We start from the raw sequence: 16,756 nt of genomic DNA on the forward strand, positions 1-16,756 counted from the left end.
GCGCCGTCTTGTTTTTACATAATATACATTATGCGAAATTGCATAACGGAGCGGCTTCCATGGATCTGCCTCTGGATCAGGATCGGTTCTCACCTAACGACGTCCCCCCGACCTGAGTAGAGGTCGGGTTTAGAGTCCTGTTTTGATCTTATCTGTCTTCGCCGCCAGCTGCGCGGCGTAGTGGGCAGGTGTCATTCCGCCGAGTGCTCTTTTGGGTCTTTCTTCGTTGTAGTCACGTCGCCAGCTTTCGATGCTGGTACGGGCATGGAGCAATGTTGGGAACCAGTGTTCGTTGAGGCATTCATCGCGTAGCCGGCCGTTGAACGACTCAACATATGCGTTCTGATTGGGTTTCCCGGGCTCGATCAGGCGCTGTTGAGCGCAGCCTAGTTGGAGCGCTTGCTGCAGCAACATGAAGCATTTCATGCAGCCGGCGCGGTCATTCCCAATGACCTGCAGCGAACTTGGTGCATTGCCAAACCTCTGCAGTCTTATCGGCACATTGCCAACAGTACAAAAGCTGCTTGCGCATGCCTTGCGTTGCCTAGGACCCTCTGTCCATTTGCAACGCGCAAGAACTCGACCGCTTTTCGCGAAGGACTCATGCAAATCGAGCCTAGCACGCTGCGCCAGCCTTGGATGATTGATCAACAGGAGGGCCAGGTGACCGAGTGTGGATCACGCCGTTGCAATTTGGTGCATCCCCAACGCAATGCAGCCGACGTGGTGCAGCCACAACGACCGATGAGCTGATATCTGACTGCGGAATCGACGATAGATCCAGGCACACTCAAGCAAGGCAATGGTTGGTGCCAAGCTCGCCGGTAGTTGGGTCCAGTCAGCCGGCGCAGCGAACATGGTGCATCCGTCAACGCAACGTAGCCAAGTTGGAACATCGTCAATGAAGGAGCTCGTCTTCCTCGATGCGTCGAACAGGTCGTAGGAAGACTTGGTGCCAATGCAGCACCAAGTCCGAATACACTGGAGCTACAGGCGTTGAGCGATCCAAGCAGAAGTAGCAGGTCTCATGAATCCGCTGTAGCTGCCGTTAGCGAGCCTAGCGACAAATATGGCGTCGTTGGCGTCGATCCTCAGCTTCAAGTCTGCGCACAACGCGTCTGCGGATAGATTGGTTGATATCCACCTAACAGTCTCCAAGTTGGGATCCGCAATGTTGTCATGTCTGTTTAGGTGATTGAGAAACGCAGTTCTCTTCGCGGTGTAGTTCACTTCCCGATTCAAGTTCCAGGTCACGACATAGACGGCCATTTCGATCCTTCGAAACCGACACCAAGCGTGTCGGCGAAAAGTTTAGTAAACGTGACGCGTATCACGCAATGCGAGCGGGGCTAGCGTGCTGAAGTTGGGGTCGGGTGCCCTGCCCTCGTGTTTTTAGAGGTGACGATAATATATATTTATCGGAAGCAAGGCACATATTGCGGAGTAAAATCAGCACCTTATGAAATCCATGCAGCCGCCTTTGAACACTCTCCCCGCTCCGCCGACGCCGCTTACGCTGTCTGCTTCGTCAACGGATGCGGTGCGTGAGGTATTCGCCGAAGCGGCCTCTGCCAACACCACCCGCAGCTACGCTACAGCGCTGCGCTACTGGGCAGGCTGGTATGCGGGCCGTTACGGCCGACCCATTGAGATGCCGCTGGACCCGTCGTGCGTGATTCAGTTTGTCGTTGACCACTTGGCGCGGCGCTCCGGCGAATCCTTGGTGTGGGAGTTGCCGCCAGCGCTGGATGCGGCCTTGGTCACGGCCCGGCTTAAACAGCGCCCGGGGGCCTTGAAGCTACCGACCATCGTTCATCGGGTGGCCGTTCTGTCCAGTGCACACCAGTTACTCAAGCTAGCCAATCCGTGCGACACCCCCGAGGTGCGCCAGTTGCTGGCCAAGGCACGGCGTGCGGCGCACAAGCGCGGTGAGCGCCCCAACAAGAAGAGGGGAGCCCGCAGAATTCGGAAAAAATCGTACGCTAAGGTTTTCCGGGCAACCGTAGCGGCCTGAACTTCCCGTCCTCCAGCCTGCGGCTCTGCCGCCAGACGTAATCGCCGGTCAGGTTGATGTGTTCCCAGCCCAGCGGCGACAGGTATTGCAGCAACTCACCGTTCACCGGCTTGCCGACCTCGACCAACCCCTGAGTGGCGCGCTCCAGGTACACCGTGTTCCACAACACAATGGCGGCCGTCACCAGGTTCAGGCCGCTGGCCCGGTAGCGCTGCTGCTCGAAGCTCCGATCCCTGATCTCGCCGAGGCGGTTAAAGAACACCGCCCTGGCCAGGGAGTTGCGCGCTTCACCCTTGTTCAGTCCAGCATGCACGCGGCGGCGCAGTTCGACGCTTTGCAGCCAGTCGAGGATGAACAGGGTGCGTTCGATCCGGCCCAGCTCGCGCAGGGCCACGGCAAGGCCATTCTGGCGTGGATAGCTGCCGAGCTTTCGCAGCATCAGCGAGGCAGTGACGGTGCCCTGCTTGATCGAGCTGGCGAGGCGCAGGATGTCGTCCCAATGGGCGCGGACGTGCTTGATGTTCAGGGTGCCACCAACCATTGGGCGCAATGTCGGGTAGTCCTGGACGCTATTCGGCACATACAGCTTGGTTTCGCCGAGGTCGCGGATGCGCGGTGCGAAGCGGAAGCCCAGCAGGTGCATCAGGGCGAAGACGTGATCGGTGAAACCGGCCGTGTCGGTGTAGTGCTCCTCGATCCCCAAGTCGGACTCGTGGTACAGCAGGCCGTCGAGCACATAGGTGGAGTCACGCACGCCGACATTCACCACGCGGGTGCTGAACGGTGCGTACTGGTCGGAGATATGGGTGTAGAACAGTCGCCCCGGCTCGCTGCCGTACTTCGGGTTGACGTGCCCGGTGCTTTCGCCCCGGCCGCCCGCCCGGAAGCGCTGGCCATCGGAGGATGAGGTGGTGCCGTCGCCCCAGTGGGCGGCGAAGGCATGGCGGTACTGGTGGTTGACCAGCTCGGCCAGGGCCGCCGAATAGGTTTCGTCGCGGATGTGCCAGGCTTGCAGCCAGGACAGCTTGGCGTAGGTCAGGCCGGGGCTCGACTCGGCCATCTTGGTCAGCCCGAGGTTAATCGCATCGCCCAGGATTGCTGACAGCAGCAATGTCCTGTCTTTGGCCTCGGCACCGTCCTTCAGGTGGGTGAAGTGGCGGCTGAAACCCGTCCAGTCGTCCACATCCATCAGCAGTTCGGTGATCTTGATGCGCGGCAACAGCTGACTGGTCTGGTCGATCAGCGCCTGCGCGGTATTGGGCACCGCAGAATCCAGCGGGGTGATCTTCAGCCCGGACTCGGTGAGGATGGCATCGGGCAGCTCGTTGTCCTTGGCCAGCCGGGTTACGGTGGCCAACTGCTCGTCCAGCAGCTGTAAGCGCTCTTCCAGGTACTGGTCGCTGTTCGGGTTGATCGCCAGGGGCAGGGCCTGTTCCCGCTTGAGCGCGGCGAACTTCTCTGCCGGCAGCAGGTAGTCGTCGAAGTCGCGGAACTGCCGTGAACCCTTGACCCAGATGTCACCGGAGCGCAGGGCGTTCTTCAGCTCGGACAGCGCGCAGATTTCGTAGAAGCGTCGGTCGTGGCCTTCCGGGGTGATCACCAGCGGCTTCCAGCGCGGCTTGATGAAGGCGGTAGGGGCATCCGCCGGCACCTTGCGCAGGTTGTCGGCGTTCATCTCGCGCAGGGTCTGCACGGCCGCCAGCACGCCTTGCGCGGCCGGTGCAGCGCGCAGTTCCAGCACCTCCAGCAGGGCCGGCGTGTAACGGCGCAGGGTGGCGAAGTTCTCGCCGACCAGGTGTAGGTGGTCGAAGCCCTCCGGCCGGGCCAGCAGCTCGGCCTCGCTGACGCTCTCGGTGAATTCGTCCCAGGGAATCACCGCCTCGATGGCGGCGTACGGATCGCTGCCGTTTTCCTTTGCCTCCAGCAGAGCCTGGCCGATCTTCGAGTACAGGCGCACCTTGTCATTGATCGCCTTGCCCTGCTTCTGGAACTGCTGCTGATGCTTGTGCTTCGCGCCGCTGAACAGCTTGACCAGGATGCGGTCGTGCAGATCGACCAACTCATCAATCACAGTCGCGGTGCTCTCCAGCACTACGGCGGCCAGGGTCGCGTAGCGCCGCTGCGGCTCGAACTTGCCAAGGTCTTTGGGCGTCATCTGCCCCCCTTCGCGGGCCAGCTTGAGCAGGCGGTTCTGGTGGATGTGCCGGCCCAGCCCTTCGGGCAAGTCCACCAGCTGAAATGTCTTCAGCCGCTCGATGTGCTTAAGCATGTGCCGAGAGTTGGGTTTCAGCGGTGCCTGGCGCAGCCAGGTCAACCAGGTGATGCTGCTGCCGGCCTTGAGCTTCAGCAGTTCGTCCAGCTTGGCACGGTGCGAGTCCGTGAGTGGTTCGACCAGGGCGCGGTAGACCCGCCGATTAGCCCGCGCAATGGCCTCCGAGCAGGCCCGATCAATTACGCTCAGAGCCGGCAGGATGCGCCGCTTCTGCCGCAGGCTCTCCAGAGCCTGGCTGGCCAGCAGCAAGCCCTTGTCGGTCTGCTGGGCCAACTCGGTCAGCTCGCGCACGAGGTTGCGGAAGTCGGACAGGCCAAACGGGGCCAGTTGCAGGTAGGTGCGCAGTTCATGGGCGTGCTCGCGGCGGGTCACGTCGCGTTCGCCGTACTTCGCCCAACTCGCCGGGTCGGCCTGAACCTGCTTGGCCACCCACAGGATGACCGGCTCGGGCGGCTCGCTGTCGGTGCCCAACGCATAGCCGGGGTAGCGCAGCAGGCTGAGCTGCACCGCGAAGCCTAGGCGGTTGGCGTCGCCGCGCCGCTGGCGGATCAGCGACAGGTCGGAGTCGTTGAAGGTGTAGTAGCGGATCATGTCATCCTGGCTTTCTGGCAACGCAAGCAGGGTGTCCCGCTCCGTGGCCGAGAGGATCAAGCGACGCGGCATGTATCAGTCGTCCGTGCGGAGGTACTGGTAGAGGGTTTCCCGGCTGATGTTGAACTCGCGGGCAAGCTGCGCCTTGGGCTCGCCGGCCGTCGCTCGCTGCCGCAGGGTAGCAGCCTGCTCATCGGACAGGGCTTTCTTGCGGCCTCGGTACGCGCCACGCTGCTTGGCCAAGGCGATACCCTCACGCTGCCGCTCGCGGATCAGGGCGCGCTCGAACTCGGCGAAGGCACCCATCACCGACAGCATGAGGTTGGCCATCGGCGAGTCCTCGCCGGTGAAGACTAGGCCCTCTTTCAGGAATTCGATACGCACGCCGCGCTGGGTCAGCTTCTGCACAAGGCGGCGCAGGTCATCGAGGTTGCGCGCCAGGCGATCCATGCTGTGCACTACCACGGTGTCACCTTCGCGGACGAAGCTCAGCAGCGCTTCGAGCTGGGGGCGCTGAGTGTCCTTGCCCGAGGCCTTGTCGGTGAACACCTTGCTCACCTCGGTCTCCTCCAGCTGGCGTTCCGGGTTCTGGTCGAAGCTGCTGACCCGGACGTAGCCAATGCGATGTCCCTGCACGCCTACTGCTCCGCCGAGAAATGGCGCTCGGGCCAACGCCAACGGCGGATGCGCTCCCACAACACTTTGCCGCCAATCCCAACATCGTTCTTGTCGGGATCGAGATTGAGTAACAATGCCAGTCGAGCGATCGCGCTCTGCATCGGGTACATGTTCCCGTAGCCAGCGATCTTTCGCAGGATTTCATTCTCGCTCTTCTCTAACTCTTCGGGAGTATTGAAGGTGGTGGCATAGTCAGTGATCACTGCTGAAGCGGCATCCAAGGCGCTGTAGGTTTCTCGAAGCACTTCGAGCACTTCATGAGTGAGTGCCCCCAGCTCGACTTGGGTTCCATCCGGCAAGGTGGCGATCCCCTTCTCGAAAAAGATCACCCCGTCACGTAGATAAAGTGCCTGGAGGGCATCTACCCCAACGAACGACGGCGCGTCCTGGTCTACCGCAGGCCTGCCGAGAATGTGGCAATGCAAATGCAGGCTCGCGGCTCGAAGCAAACGCCGCGCCTCGGGAGTTGGTGGATTTATCCAAGGGTCTGCCTGCTCCCGCCGCCAGACAACCGTTCCCCACCACAGCCCGGCGACTACCAACCCTAATCCAACCCATAGAAAGGTCATCAGAACAACTCCGCGTTGAAGGTGAGCAAGGGGGCTAAGTGCACTTTCTGTTCCGTTGCGCCTCAAGCCCTGCTTTTGTCAGGCTGAAATCTATGACCTTTGCGGGCATGTGTCAAAGAATGCGAAAGAAGATGTCGTTTTCAGAAGACGGCTGCACTGAACGTCAGAAGCCGACTGCACTATAGCAGCGGAGGGGTTGGATCCATCAGGCAACGACGGGCTGCTGCCGGCCAATAGCCGACAATGACGACACTGGAAATCCCCGCCTGTGAGCGTCGGCTCAGGGCGGGACAGCGTCATCCAGCTACCTGCGCCACTGACTCAGCCTTGTCCAGCCGGCCGCGCCGCACGAACAGACTGACCAGCCGTTGACGGATCGCCACCTGGAGTTCCGCCAGTTGTTCCGGCGTGATGCGAATTTCACCCGCTCGACGAGCGCAACACCGGCGCCGCCTACGCCAAGAACCGGCGAATCGAACTCAAACTCACGAACCGCTGAGCGCCGCGTCACCGCGCTGCTGCGCCAGCCAGTCGCGCGGGGCGCAGCCCATGCGCACGCGGAAGGCGCGCGCCAGAGCGTTCGGGCTGCCGTAGCCGACGCGGTCGGCCACCACCGCCACCGGCCGCCCCTGCTTGAGCAGGGTGCAACTGACGTTCATCCGCCAGTCGGCCAGATAGTCGCCCGGCGTGACGCCCACCGCGTCCTTGAACGCGGCGGCGAAGCGCGCGCGTGACATGCCCGCCTTCGCCGCCAGCGCCTCGAGCGACCACGCGGTCTGCGGCGCATCGTGCATGGCGGTTATGGCGCGCGCGAGTTTCGGGTCGGCCAGGCCCGCCAGCAGTCCGGTGGCGCCAAGCCGCCCATCCATCAGATAACGCAGCAACTGGATCAGTAGCAACTCGCACAAGCGGTCGATGGCGGCCTGCCGACCGCACTGGTCGCGCTCGGCTTCGGCAAACAGCAACTCTAGCGTCGGCCCGAGGCCGGGCAAGTCCGCCAACGGAATCAGCAGCATCGACGGCAAGGCCATGGCCAACGGATTGCCCGTCGAAGCGCCCAGGTCGACCTCCGCACACAACTGCTCAGCGGTATCGCCGGGGGCGGCGACAAAACGATGCGACGCCACGCGCGGATAAAACAGCAGGCTCGGCTCGGTAACCAGCAGATCTTCATGCACGGGCGAACGCGCCGTAATCGGGCCGCGCCGCACCAGATGGATATAGCCATGCGGCGCCGCGTAATGATGCTGCCCACAGAAGGCGCCGCTGTGAAAAACGCGCGCCGAAAGCGAGTAGTGCCGGAGCAAGCCGGCCAGTCGATCCGCCATTCCACTCTCCATATAAGACGATAGGTTACGTATTTGATACTTTACGTGCCATATCGTACCAAACAAAGGGCGATCATGCCCACGTGCTCTTGCACCTCACCCACTACGGAGATAGACATGACCCAAATCGCCCCCCTGACCATCGACACCGCTGACGCCGCTACCGCTGCCACACTCAAGGCCGTCAAAGCCAAGCTTGGCATGGTGCCGAACCTGTTCGCCACGCTGGCCCACGCGCCGGCGGCGCTCAATGGCTACCTCGGCTTGTCCGAAACGCTGGGCACCGGCCGCCTGAATGCCTCCCAGCGCGAGATCGTTGCGCTCGCTGCCGCTCAAGCCAATCGCTGCCAGTATTGCCTGAGCGCACACACCCTGATCGGCAAAGGTGCCGGACTGTCGGCAGAGGCCATCGCCGCGGCCCGCACCGGCCAGGCGGCCAACGCACTTGACGATGCAATCGCCGGCTTTGCCCGCGCGCTGGTCGAGCAACGCGGCGTGGTGTCGGCCGACGCCATGGCCAACTACCGCCGCGCGGGGCTCGACGACGGCCTGATACTGGAAGTGATCGCCAACGTCGCGCTGAACACGCTCACCAACTACACCAACCACATCGCCGACCCCACGGTGGATTTCCCCGTGGTCGCCGTCTGATCTCCATAGGCATATAAGGAGAACACGATGAAAATCGCACTCACCGGCGCTCTGCTCGCCAGCGCCCTCGTCCTGCCACTGGCCGTCACGGCCGGCGACTAAAGGCCTCGGCCGAGCACTACCGCAAGACCGGCAAGTTCTTGGACGGCGCCACGCTGGTGAAAGAGATCCGCAAGCTCGAAACCAGCGCCATGACCACTGGCAACCCTGTGGTCTGGGGTTCCGATGCGGCCGTGTGGTTCGTGATGGTCAAGGACGCCAAAGGCCGTTTCGCCAGCAACCCCTTGTGGGGCGACGGCTGGGGCTGGGCGCTGTTCAAGGCCGACGCCCCCGCCAAGAATGTCGCCGTCAGCTACGAAGCCGACTGCATGGGCTGCCATGTGCCGGCGGCCAAGACCGACCGCGTATTCATCCAGGGCTATCCGACACTGACCCAGCACTGACTTGCTGCCGGGTTACGCTTCGCGCAGGATGGCACCTCCGTCCTGCGCGAGCCACCCTTTCCGGAAGCGCGCCATGCCGACACTCGACGCCTTTCTGACCGACGTCCGCGCCTGCACGCGCTGCGCACCGCATCTGCCACACGGCGTGCAGCCGGTCTTCCAGTTTCACCCGAGTGCGCCCATCCTCATCGCCGGCCAAGCACCGGGGGCCCGGGTCCATGCCTCAGGCGTGCCCTTCGACGACGCCAGCGGCGCGCGTCTGCGCGCCTGGCTGGGCGTGGACCGCGACACCTTCTACGACCCTACCCGCATCGCCATTCTGCCCATGGGCTTCTGTTATCCGGGCACCGGCAAAAGCGGTGACCTGCCGCTACGCCCGGAGTGCGCCCCCCGCCTGGCGCGAAGCCTTCATGCAGCGTTTCGAGCGCCTGTCGCTGGTCATCGTGCTGGGCAGCTACGCCATGGACTACCACCTCGGTACTGGCAAGACGCCGCTCACCCGGGTGGTCGAAGCCTGGCGCGAGCACTGGCCGCAAGCGTTCCCCCTGCCTCACCCTAGCCCGCGCAACAATCGCTGGCTGGTGCGCAACCCCTGGTTCCAACAAGGGGGCGTCACATTAAACGGGCACAGATATACGGTAAGGGTGTCAGGTGTCGAAAAACACCTGTTTTTCGTACACTACGGCCAATGCGTGGCCTACGATTTTGCGGTCGTTCTACAACACGCTGAACACCGGTATGGACCGCCCCGGGATTGCCCGAGGCCGCAACTCCTGAGAGTGAGGGTCTACGATGAGCAAGACGACGAACAAGTTTGCCCCTGATGCGCGAAGTTCTACCACAAGCGCCGTCAGGTAAGCCAAGAGGAGGCGGAAGGTGGCCGGGTGATGGTGATGCTGAGCCGCATGGCAAATAGCAAAAATCCCGCCAGAGTTTGACGATCTGGCCATTGAGCGAAGCGAACCGTCAGCACGTGGGGATCTAGAACTGGATGCTGAACGTATCAAAAGGCTCGGTACTCTCGACGATGGGCTGTCGAACGTATCTTCGCATGGCTTGGCCTATGCCGCCGCATCGCGAAGGACCGGGAAACCACTATTGCACCATCAAACGCATCGGCGACCATCGCATCCATCCGCATGCTCACCCGCAGAGCTGCGAGGTATTGCTACACCTTAGGACCTTCCGAATCAGGCATTTATGTTGTGCAGCCGGCCGACCGGCTCAATCCTCGTTAAACGCATCAATGATCCCACTAGCCGCCAGTCGCTCAACCTCGCGACCGATGGCCGCTACAAGTAATTTGCCTGCGTCGCTCAAACCTTCGCGGTAAATGATGCCCGCGCGGCGCGGCGGGGCCGGAAGCGGTATCGGGATGAGGCGAAGCAGCCCTCTTTCCAGGTCGCCCGCAACAAGGACCTTCGGCATCGCCGAGATGAAATTTCCCGTTAGCAACAACTCGCGCATGAACCCGACCGATGTCGACCGAATGGACACATCTAGGTCTACCTGCATGGCGGAGAGCGCGGTACGCACGTCGTGTTCGACGCGAGTACTCACGGCCGGAGAGACGACGTGAAAGCGCCGCACGTCCTCTGCAGTCACGCCATCGAGTTCGAACAGGGGATGGTCGCTGCGGGCTATGAGACCGACGGGCTCGCTATAGAGTGCGCGCCGGATCAGGCCATCGGGTGCATCCGGCTCGTAGAGGCGGCCCACCACGACGTCGATCTCGCCCGAATGCAGGGCGGGCAGCAATTGCGTCGTCAGACCTTCGATGACCTCGACCCCGAGGTGGGAGCCTCGGTCGGTCGCGTCTGAAATCACCGTCGGCAAAAGTCCGTGCGCCGCGACAGGCAGCGCGCCGACGCGGATCGTTCGCTTGTGTTCCTCGAACAGCTCTCCGAGGTCGGCCTCGATCTGGCGCATGCCGCCCAGGAGACGCTGGGCGCCTCTTGCCAGCAGGCGTCCGACAGCGTTCGGTTGCACGCCCCGGGGATGCCGCTCAAACAGTTCGCAGCCGACGATATCTTCGACTTCCTGCAAGGTTCGGCTGAGACCGGGCTGACTGACGCCGAGCGCCTTTGAGGCCCGCAGAAGGCTCTTGTGCTGGTCAAGAGCCTCAATCACGCGCAAATGCCGGATCTTCAATCGTTGTTCGAGGTAGCGCGCCATGCCGCCATCCTAGCGTGCGCTGCCCTACCTTGAAAAGGGCATCGCGGGCCGCGTCAGTTCAGGTGGCGTGCGGCACTGCTCGGGTCTGCATGAACTCTTCGAGCGTCTCGCCGCGCATGATGGCATAGACTTCGAGGTTCGTCCGCCGCACTACGCGTGCCCATTTCTCGAGAACGAAGAAGTTGACGCCATACTGGACGATGCCCAGCCAGTCACGCGCGCGCACGAGTGCCTTCTCCTCGTCCGAAAGGGAGGCTACCGTCATCGCAGCCTCCTCGTCGTCGAGGAAGGCTTGGCGATACTTCGGACGGATCATGTTCCAGAAGAAACGGTTAAACGCCAGTGTACGGTTGCAGGTACGCAGATCGAAGACGTACGTGCCGGTGAGTTCTTCGATACCGACGGTCTGCGGGTTCTGGGTGAACATCGGTCAGGCCTCCACGCTGGTGCTTGCTGCGGAAGGCTGCGCGCGCTCACCTGCCTCCTCATAGACCACGACGGTCATCGCCGTGGTGGTCATCAGATAGTAGTTACGGTGGATTTCGGTCAGACGATCGGGCAGGGCGCCGCGCATTGCCAGCCACATGATCTGCTCAACGCTTTCGGCGCCGCCGAGGCGCACGTAATCCGCGTGGCGCAAGTGGAGCAGCTTTTCCGGCGTGTCGCAAAGCTGCTCGAGAAATTCCATATCCCAATCAGTGTCGTTGTAGCCGGCTCGCTCCCCATGAATCTGGTGCGAAAGCCCGCCGGTGCCGACCACCACGACCGAAAGGTCCTCTGGATAGCTTTCAATGGCGCGGCGCACTGCCTGGCCCAGGCGATAGCAGCGCCGGCCGGTGGGCAGCGGGTACTGCAGGACATTGACCGCGATGGGGACGACGACCCCCGGCCAGTCCGGCTCGTGGGGCCACATGAGCGGAAGCGGTGATGCAATTCCATGATCGATGGGCTTGTTCTGGAAGAACGCAAGGTCGAATTCGTCGTTGACCAGCGATTCTCCGATATGCGCCTGGAAGTCTACGTTCCCGCGAATTTGCGGCAGATCGCGCAGACCCGCGCCCTCATCGGCTATGGGGAAGCGGTCCCCGATGCCCAACGCGAAGGTGGGGTAAAGGTCGAAGAACATCGTGCTGGCATGATCATTGTAGAAGAATAGCAACACGTCCGGCTTCTTCTCTGCAAGCCATTCGGCGACCGGTTTGTAGCCGTCGAACAAAGGTGCCCAGACGGGATCCGCCTGGCGTCCCTTGTCGTAGGCGACGCCGATCGTCGGGACGTGAGAGGTTCCGATGCCACCGATTATCCGTGCCATTTCGTTCAATCCTGTTGGGGCGGCTGCGCTTGGCAGCGGCCATGTCATGCTGTCCGGCCGCTTTACTCAGCCGAATGCGAGGGAGCCGGCGCGGCTCTGAAACTTCCATGCGCCGTCATCGTCGCGGCGGAAGGTGTCATCGAAGTCACCGAGGAGCACTTGCGCGCCTTTTTCGCCGGAATAGAGGACGACGTAGCTTCTGGCGCACGCAGCGTTTTCGTCCAAGACCTCGACCACTATGTTCGTCATGACGTGGCGCGTGATCCGTTTGGGACGGTCGCGAAAGAACGCGCGGATATCCTCCCGGCCCGTGACGGGATTGGTCGGGTCTGTCGGCCGGGCAAAGCTGCCCTCGCTCACGAACATTTCGGCGAGGGCATCGTGGTCGTGGGCGTCGTTAAGCTGCGCAAAGCGCTTGATCAGGCGCTCGCAGGCATGTTCGATGCCGAAACGGGCGGCATCATTCATGCGCGTGCTCCTTCGATAGGGGGGTCAGCATCCACTCCGAGAGCGCTTGCGAAACTGCTTCAGGCGCTTCGAGCGGGGCCATGTGGCCGCTGCCAGCGAAGACGACATAAGTCGCCTGCGGCACGACATCAACGATGTCGAGGTGCTGGGCCGGCGGGCTCCATGCGTCCAGTTCCCCCACGCCGACGAGTACCGGACAGCGCAGCAGCGGCAAGACCTGCCGCGCGTCCGGGCGCGTGAGCAGGGCCGTAATCTGAGCCTGATGAATCGCGGGGTTCATTCGCTCGACCATAGCATAGAGATCCGAGCGCAGCGAAGGGTCGGCGTCAAGAGCTCCGGGCGCGACCATCGGAGGCAGCCAGGCGTCCGCCGCTGCTCTCATTCCTTCACGCTGCCCAAGCTCAACCAAGTGCGCTCGCTTCTCCGGTTCGCCCGCGCGCATCGGATGGATGCCGGTGTCCAATAAGGCCAGACGCTCTACGCGTTCGGGAGCCATCCGCGCCATCTCCATGGCGACACGCGCGCCCATCGAGTGACCGGCGACGGAAAGCTGCGCCGATGTTTTGTTTAGCACCGAGGCAGCCATGGCCTCAATCGATGCGAAACGGGTGAGGTCAGGTATGAGGATATCGTATCGTTCGCCCAGAGCTGCCACCTGATGCTTCCAGATAATGGCATCACAAAGCAGTCCGGGTATTAGAACGAGCGTCTCGGCCAAAGCAGCATCCTCTCGCGGTGAGTTTGTTTCGCCACGCCTAACTCGCTGCGGATGGAATGTCTTATACCTCTCTGCTCGTTTGATATGCCAAAAATGCAATCCGAGATATTTGGCTGGGTTATATCGAACGCGCGCAAAAGCATACGCCCCGCATCTCTCTCCCTGATAGATCCATGACGATGCAGACTGCGAAGAACAGTCTCAGCGCTGGCATGAGAGGTGAAATGAACAAGGCACAATCCCCCGGCCCCGACGTGCGGAAAAGCGACATCGAAATCCGCGCGCGCGCTCGGGATGGCTTCTTGTCGACCTCTTCTCCCGATCCTCGCGCGTTGATCGCGCGTGAGCCTATGCACTCCCGTCAGATCCTCGCTGTGGCGCTTGCCGCGGCGCTCAATGCGCTTGACGGGTTCGATGTGCTGTCGATCAGCTTCGCGGCACCCGGAATCGCGAGAGAGTGGGGTATAGATCGCGCCGCCTTGGGCGCGGTGCTATCGATGGAGCTCATCGGCATGGGCGTCGGGGCTTTCGTGCTGGGTGCGATGGCCGATCGCATCGGGCGACGTCCCACTATCCTTAACTGCCTCGTGATTATGGCTTTCGGCATGTTCGCTGCCTCGATGGCGCCGAATGTGACGACCCTGTCGATCTTCCGGCTTTTCACGGGGCTTGGCATCGGCGGGATGCTTGCGGCCACGAATGCCATCGTGGCCGAATGCTCCAACGCCCGGCGACGCAATCTTTCGGTCGCGGTTATGGCGGGCGGCTATCCCGTCGGGGCTATCGTAGGCGGGCTGATTGCCAGCGAACTGCTCGAACTCACCGAACGCTGGGAGTCGGTTTTCGAATTCGGTGCGGTTGCGACCGCCTGCTTTATTCCGCTGGTGCTATGGCTGGTGCCAGAAACCATCGCGTTTCTGCTCCACAAGCGTCCGAAGGGCGCTCTGGAGAAGATCAATCGTACGATGACCCGCCAAGGGCGTGCCCCGCTTCTTGAACTGCCCCCGCAAGATGAAGCGCCTGAGCGCGTTGGCGTCGCAGCCTTCTTCAGCCCCGGCATTGCAGCCGTAACAGTGCTGCTGGTCGTCGCTTACGCTATGCACATGATGACCTTCTACTTTCTCATGAAGTGGATCCCCAAAATCGTGGCGGACCTGGGTTTCCCGGCGGCATCGGCTGGCGGGGTGCTGGTATGGGCCAACGTGGGCGGCGCTAGCGGTTCGCTCGTGCTCAGCCTGTTGACGCAGAAAGTCGGGGTGCGCCTGCTGGTCATAGGCTCGATGTTCCTGGGCGCGGTGGCCATCGCTGCATTCGGCCAGGGCTTCACCACGCTCGCTTCGCTCTCTTTGCTCGCGGCGATCGGCGGTTTCTTCACCAATGGGGCGACTGCGGGCCTCTATGCAGTGATCGCGCAGTCGTTTCCCGCCGCGCTTCGGGCGGGTGGCACGGGCCTCGTCATCGGCATAGGCCGGGCGGGGGCTGCGATGGGCCCGATCGTTGCCGGTCTGTTGTTTGCCAGCGGCGCCTCCCTGTCGCTTGTCGCCGTCCTTATGGCGGGCGGGACACTGATAGGCGGAATTGCCCTTTCGTTTGTGCGCTACCGGGAGAGCGAGGTCGCCTGACCAGCTCTGTCGGCGTGAAAATCCGGGTCTCACCGAAAACCCAACAAGATGGATGTCGAAAATGCGTGAAACTGTTGCTTCTCTTCTCCTGCTCCTCGGCAGTGCCGAAACCGGTGCGCCGGCTTTTGCCCAAGCGAGCGCGCCTGCGCCCGCTCCGGCAGCGAATACCCAGCTTGCCTCAGCTGACATGGTCGTGACGCTGCTGGGCACGGGAACGCCCACGTTGAGCCCGGCACGCTTCGGGTATTCGACGCTGGTGCAAGTCGGGGGCCTCAATCTGGTGTTCGATGCAGGGCGTGGAAGTTCCATCCGCCTTGCACAACTGGGCGTGAAGCTGGGCAGCATCGATGCCACGTTCATCACCCATTATCACTCCGACCATGTCAACGGCTTGGGTGACTTGTGGTCGACTAGCCTGCTGCCTTCGCCGCAAAATGGTCGGACAGCCCCTTTCGAGCTTTATGGCCCGGTTGGCATCAAGCAGGTGGCTGCCGGCATGCAGGCGATGTTCGAGCCTGATCTGGTGATCCGTCGTCACGACAACGAAGTGACCGCCGCGGCGGAGAAGCTCAACGTCCATGAGTTCACGCGAGACGGCGTCGTGTTCGAGAAGAATGGGGTGCGCGTTACGGCCTTCACGGTGGATCACGGCGCGGCGATCAAGCCTGCCGTCGGCTACAAGGTCCAGTACAAGGGGCGCACCGTGGTCCTGTCCGGAGACACCAAATACGATCTGGAGGTCGTCCGACAGGCAACCGGCGCTGATCTGCTGGTGCACGAAGCCAGCATCGTTGCGGCAAGCCATGTCAACGATGCATGGGCAAAGCCTTCGATCGCGCATCACACCAGCGCCGAAGAGGCAGGCGACGTGTTCCGCCAGGCGCACCCGAAGCTTGCCGTATTCTCGCACATCTCGCGGCCGGGCCCGCAGGACGAGACCAACACCGATGCGGCGCTCAAGCGTCGCGCGCTCTCGCACTGGCCGAACGGAAACGTCGTCGTCGGCACCGATCTGATGCGCATCGCCATTGGCTCCGCAGTGTCGGTCATTCCTTCTCCGGCTCAGTGATCTCGCCTGCCTTCAAAGGATAATACCGTATGCACCGGCGATCCCTCATCAAATCTGCGCTTTATACGGCTCTTGCATCAGCCACCGCCGCCTCGGGCGTGCCCGCGATGGCGGTGACGCCAGCCAGGAAGCGCAGTTTCGTTCTGATACACGGCGCATGGCATGGCGGATGGTGCTGGCGCGATGTAGCGGCTTTGCTGCGAGCTCAGGGACACACCGTCTACACACCATCGCTCACCGGGTTGGCGGACCGTTCGCACCTTTTGTCCAATTCGATTACTCTCCAGACACACATCGACGACATCGTGAACCTGTTTGCATGGGAAGACATCGAGGACGCGGTGCTGGTCGCACATTCGTATGGCGGTTGGCCCGTTTCCGCGGCGCTCGCGAAGATCGGGAACAAGGTGGCCTCTGTCGTCTTCGTGGATGCCTTCGTGCCTGAAAATGGACAACGCGTAATAGATCTCAACTCGCCGCAGTTTCAACAGGCGCTCAAGGACGCGATCGCCAAAGGCGAGGCGGGACGACCCGCGCCAAAAGCCGAGGTCTTCGGCATCAAGGATACTGCCAGAGCAGTTTGGGTGCAGGCGAAGATGACCCCGCAACCATCAGGGGTCGCAATCCAGCCTATCGTCCTGTCAGGCGCGCGCGATCGCGTAGCACGCAAAACGTACGTTCGCGCTACCGGCTTTGCGATGCCGACGTTCGACAGCTATTTTGCCAAGGCGCAGAAGGATCCCTCGTGGACCGCGATAGGACTTGCAGCCGAAGAGTGCGGGCACGACGTGATGATCGACATACCGCAGCAGCTATCGGAAATCCTGCTGTCCGCAGCTTGATCTC

The 16,756-nt window shown here is 62.1% G+C and carries 15 protein-coding genes and 4 pseudogenes; 9 read left to right on the top strand and 10 right to left on the bottom strand.

All coding sequences use genetic code 11. The features are described 5' to 3' along the window. Positions 1-129: 129 nt before the first annotated feature. Positions 130-378, bottom strand: a pseudogene (locus AC13FW_RS08980) (integrase core domain-containing protein); the annotation flags it as partial. 1,081 nt (positions 379-1,459) lie between these two features. On the opposite strand from AC13FW_RS08980, the gene AC13FW_RS08985 reads away from it, so the two are divergent. Continuing rightward, the gene (locus AC13FW_RS08985) at positions 1,460-2,014 is read left to right on the top strand and encodes a hypothetical protein (RefSeq protein WP_482988864.1); all 555 of its coding nucleotides are present in this window, start codon (positions 1,460-1,462) and stop codon (positions 2,012-2,014) included. Here AC13FW_RS08985 and AC13FW_RS08990 read toward each other — a convergent pair. The 4 genes from AC13FW_RS08990 to AC13FW_RS09005 all read right to left on the bottom strand — a co-directional run bounded on the left by AC13FW_RS08990 (position 1,983) and on the right by AC13FW_RS09005 (position 7,452). Beyond that, positions 1,983-4,949 carry a Tn3 family transposase gene (locus AC13FW_RS08990; RefSeq protein WP_126941428.1) on the bottom strand — a complete coding sequence of 989 codons (2,967 nt, stop codon included), beginning with the start codon at positions 4,947-4,949 and terminating at the stop codon, positions 1,983-1,985. The two genes, AC13FW_RS08985 and AC13FW_RS08990, sit on opposite strands and share 32 nt — an antisense overlap. Positions 4,950-4,952: 3 nt before the next feature. Then, a complete protein-coding gene (locus AC13FW_RS08995) occupies positions 4,953-5,513 on the bottom strand; it encodes a recombinase family protein (RefSeq protein WP_014003957.1) in 561 nt (186 codons plus the stop codon). 2 nt (positions 5,514-5,515) lie between these two features. After that, entirely contained in the window at positions 5,516-6,124 is a 609-nt protein-coding gene (locus AC13FW_RS09000) for a hypothetical protein (RefSeq protein WP_014003956.1), read from the bottom strand. A 485-nt stretch (positions 6,125-6,609) separates the two neighbouring features. Continuing rightward, on the bottom strand, positions 6,610-7,452 hold the full coding sequence (locus tag AC13FW_RS09005) for a helix-turn-helix transcriptional regulator (protein WP_003830784.1): 843 nt from the start codon (positions 7,450-7,452) through the stop codon (positions 6,610-6,612). A gap of 117 nt (positions 7,453-7,569) precedes the next feature. Here AC13FW_RS09005 and AC13FW_RS09010 point away from each other — a divergent pair, with 117 nt between their 5' ends. From AC13FW_RS09010 to AC13FW_RS09030, 5 genes and pseudogenes are all read left to right on the top strand, one after another. After that, complete coding sequence (locus AC13FW_RS09010; protein ID WP_003830783.1) at positions 7,570-8,103, top strand: carboxymuconolactone decarboxylase family protein; 534 nt, start codon at positions 7,570-7,572, stop codon at positions 8,101-8,103. Between the two features lie 116 nt (positions 8,104-8,219). Then, positions 8,220-8,546 (top strand): annotated as a pseudogene (locus AC13FW_RS09015) (cytochrome P460 family protein); the annotation flags it as partial. 73 nt (positions 8,547-8,619) lie between these two features. Next, positions 8,620-8,895: pseudogene (locus AC13FW_RS09020) on the top strand (uracil-DNA glycosylase family protein); the annotation flags it as partial. 61 nt (positions 8,896-8,956) lie between these two features. Continuing rightward, positions 8,957-9,370: a uracil-DNA glycosylase family protein gene (locus tag AC13FW_RS09025; RefSeq protein WP_282243935.1), complete on the top strand. Its 414-nt coding sequence runs from the start codon at positions 8,957-8,959 to the stop codon at positions 9,368-9,370. 198 nt (positions 9,371-9,568) lie between these two features. Continuing rightward, positions 9,569-9,718: pseudogene (locus AC13FW_RS09030) on the top strand (IS5/IS1182 family transposase); the annotation flags it as partial. Between the two features lie 52 nt (positions 9,719-9,770). Here AC13FW_RS09030 and AC13FW_RS09035 read toward each other — a convergent pair. The 5 genes from AC13FW_RS09035 to AC13FW_RS09055 form a co-directional block, all read right to left on the bottom strand. After that, entirely contained in the window at positions 9,771-10,721 is a 951-nt protein-coding gene (locus tag AC13FW_RS09035) for a LysR family transcriptional regulator (RefSeq protein ID WP_015063456.1), read from the bottom strand. Between the two features lie 58 nt (positions 10,722-10,779). After that, positions 10,780-11,148 carry a protocatechuate 4,5-dioxygenase alpha chain gene (locus AC13FW_RS09040; RefSeq protein ID WP_015063457.1) on the bottom strand — a complete coding sequence of 123 codons (369 nt, stop codon included), beginning with the start codon at positions 11,146-11,148 and terminating at the stop codon, positions 10,780-10,782. Between the two features lie 3 nt (positions 11,149-11,151). Next, positions 11,152-12,033 (bottom strand): gallate dioxygenase, encoded by an 882-nt coding sequence (locus AC13FW_RS09045; RefSeq protein ID WP_015063458.1) that lies wholly within the window; start codon positions 12,031-12,033, stop codon positions 11,152-11,154. Positions 12,034-12,099: 66 nt separating this feature from the next. Beyond that, a complete protein-coding gene (locus AC13FW_RS09050; RefSeq protein WP_015063459.1) occupies positions 12,100-12,501 on the bottom strand; it encodes a nuclear transport factor 2 family protein in 402 nt (133 codons plus the stop codon). Next, positions 12,494-13,219 (bottom strand): alpha/beta fold hydrolase, encoded by a 726-nt coding sequence (locus tag AC13FW_RS09055; RefSeq protein WP_049881452.1) that lies wholly within the window; start codon positions 13,217-13,219, stop codon positions 12,494-12,496. The genes AC13FW_RS09050 and AC13FW_RS09055 overlap by 8 nt, the downstream gene beginning before the upstream one ends. A gap of 224 nt (positions 13,220-13,443) precedes the next feature. Between AC13FW_RS09055 and AC13FW_RS09060 the strand changes: the two genes are divergently transcribed. The 3 genes from AC13FW_RS09060 (at position 13,444) to AC13FW_RS09070 (ending at position 16,752) form a co-directional block, all read left to right on the top strand. Then, a complete protein-coding gene (locus tag AC13FW_RS09060) occupies positions 13,444-14,841 on the top strand; it encodes an MFS transporter (RefSeq protein ID WP_023082275.1) in 1,398 nt (465 codons plus the stop codon). 61 nt (positions 14,842-14,902) lie between these two features. Next, positions 14,903-15,910, top strand: a complete 1,008-nt coding sequence (locus AC13FW_RS09065; protein ID WP_031668809.1) for an MBL fold metallo-hydrolase — start codon at positions 14,903-14,905, stop codon at positions 15,908-15,910. Positions 15,911-15,939: 29 nt separating this feature from the next. Continuing rightward, a complete protein-coding gene (locus AC13FW_RS09070; protein WP_023082276.1) occupies positions 15,940-16,752 on the top strand; it encodes an alpha/beta fold hydrolase in 813 nt (270 codons plus the stop codon). Positions 16,753-16,756 lie beyond the last annotated feature (4 nt).

The sequence above is a fragment of the Stenotrophomonas sp. 21LCFQ19 genome, assembly GCF_056861425.1.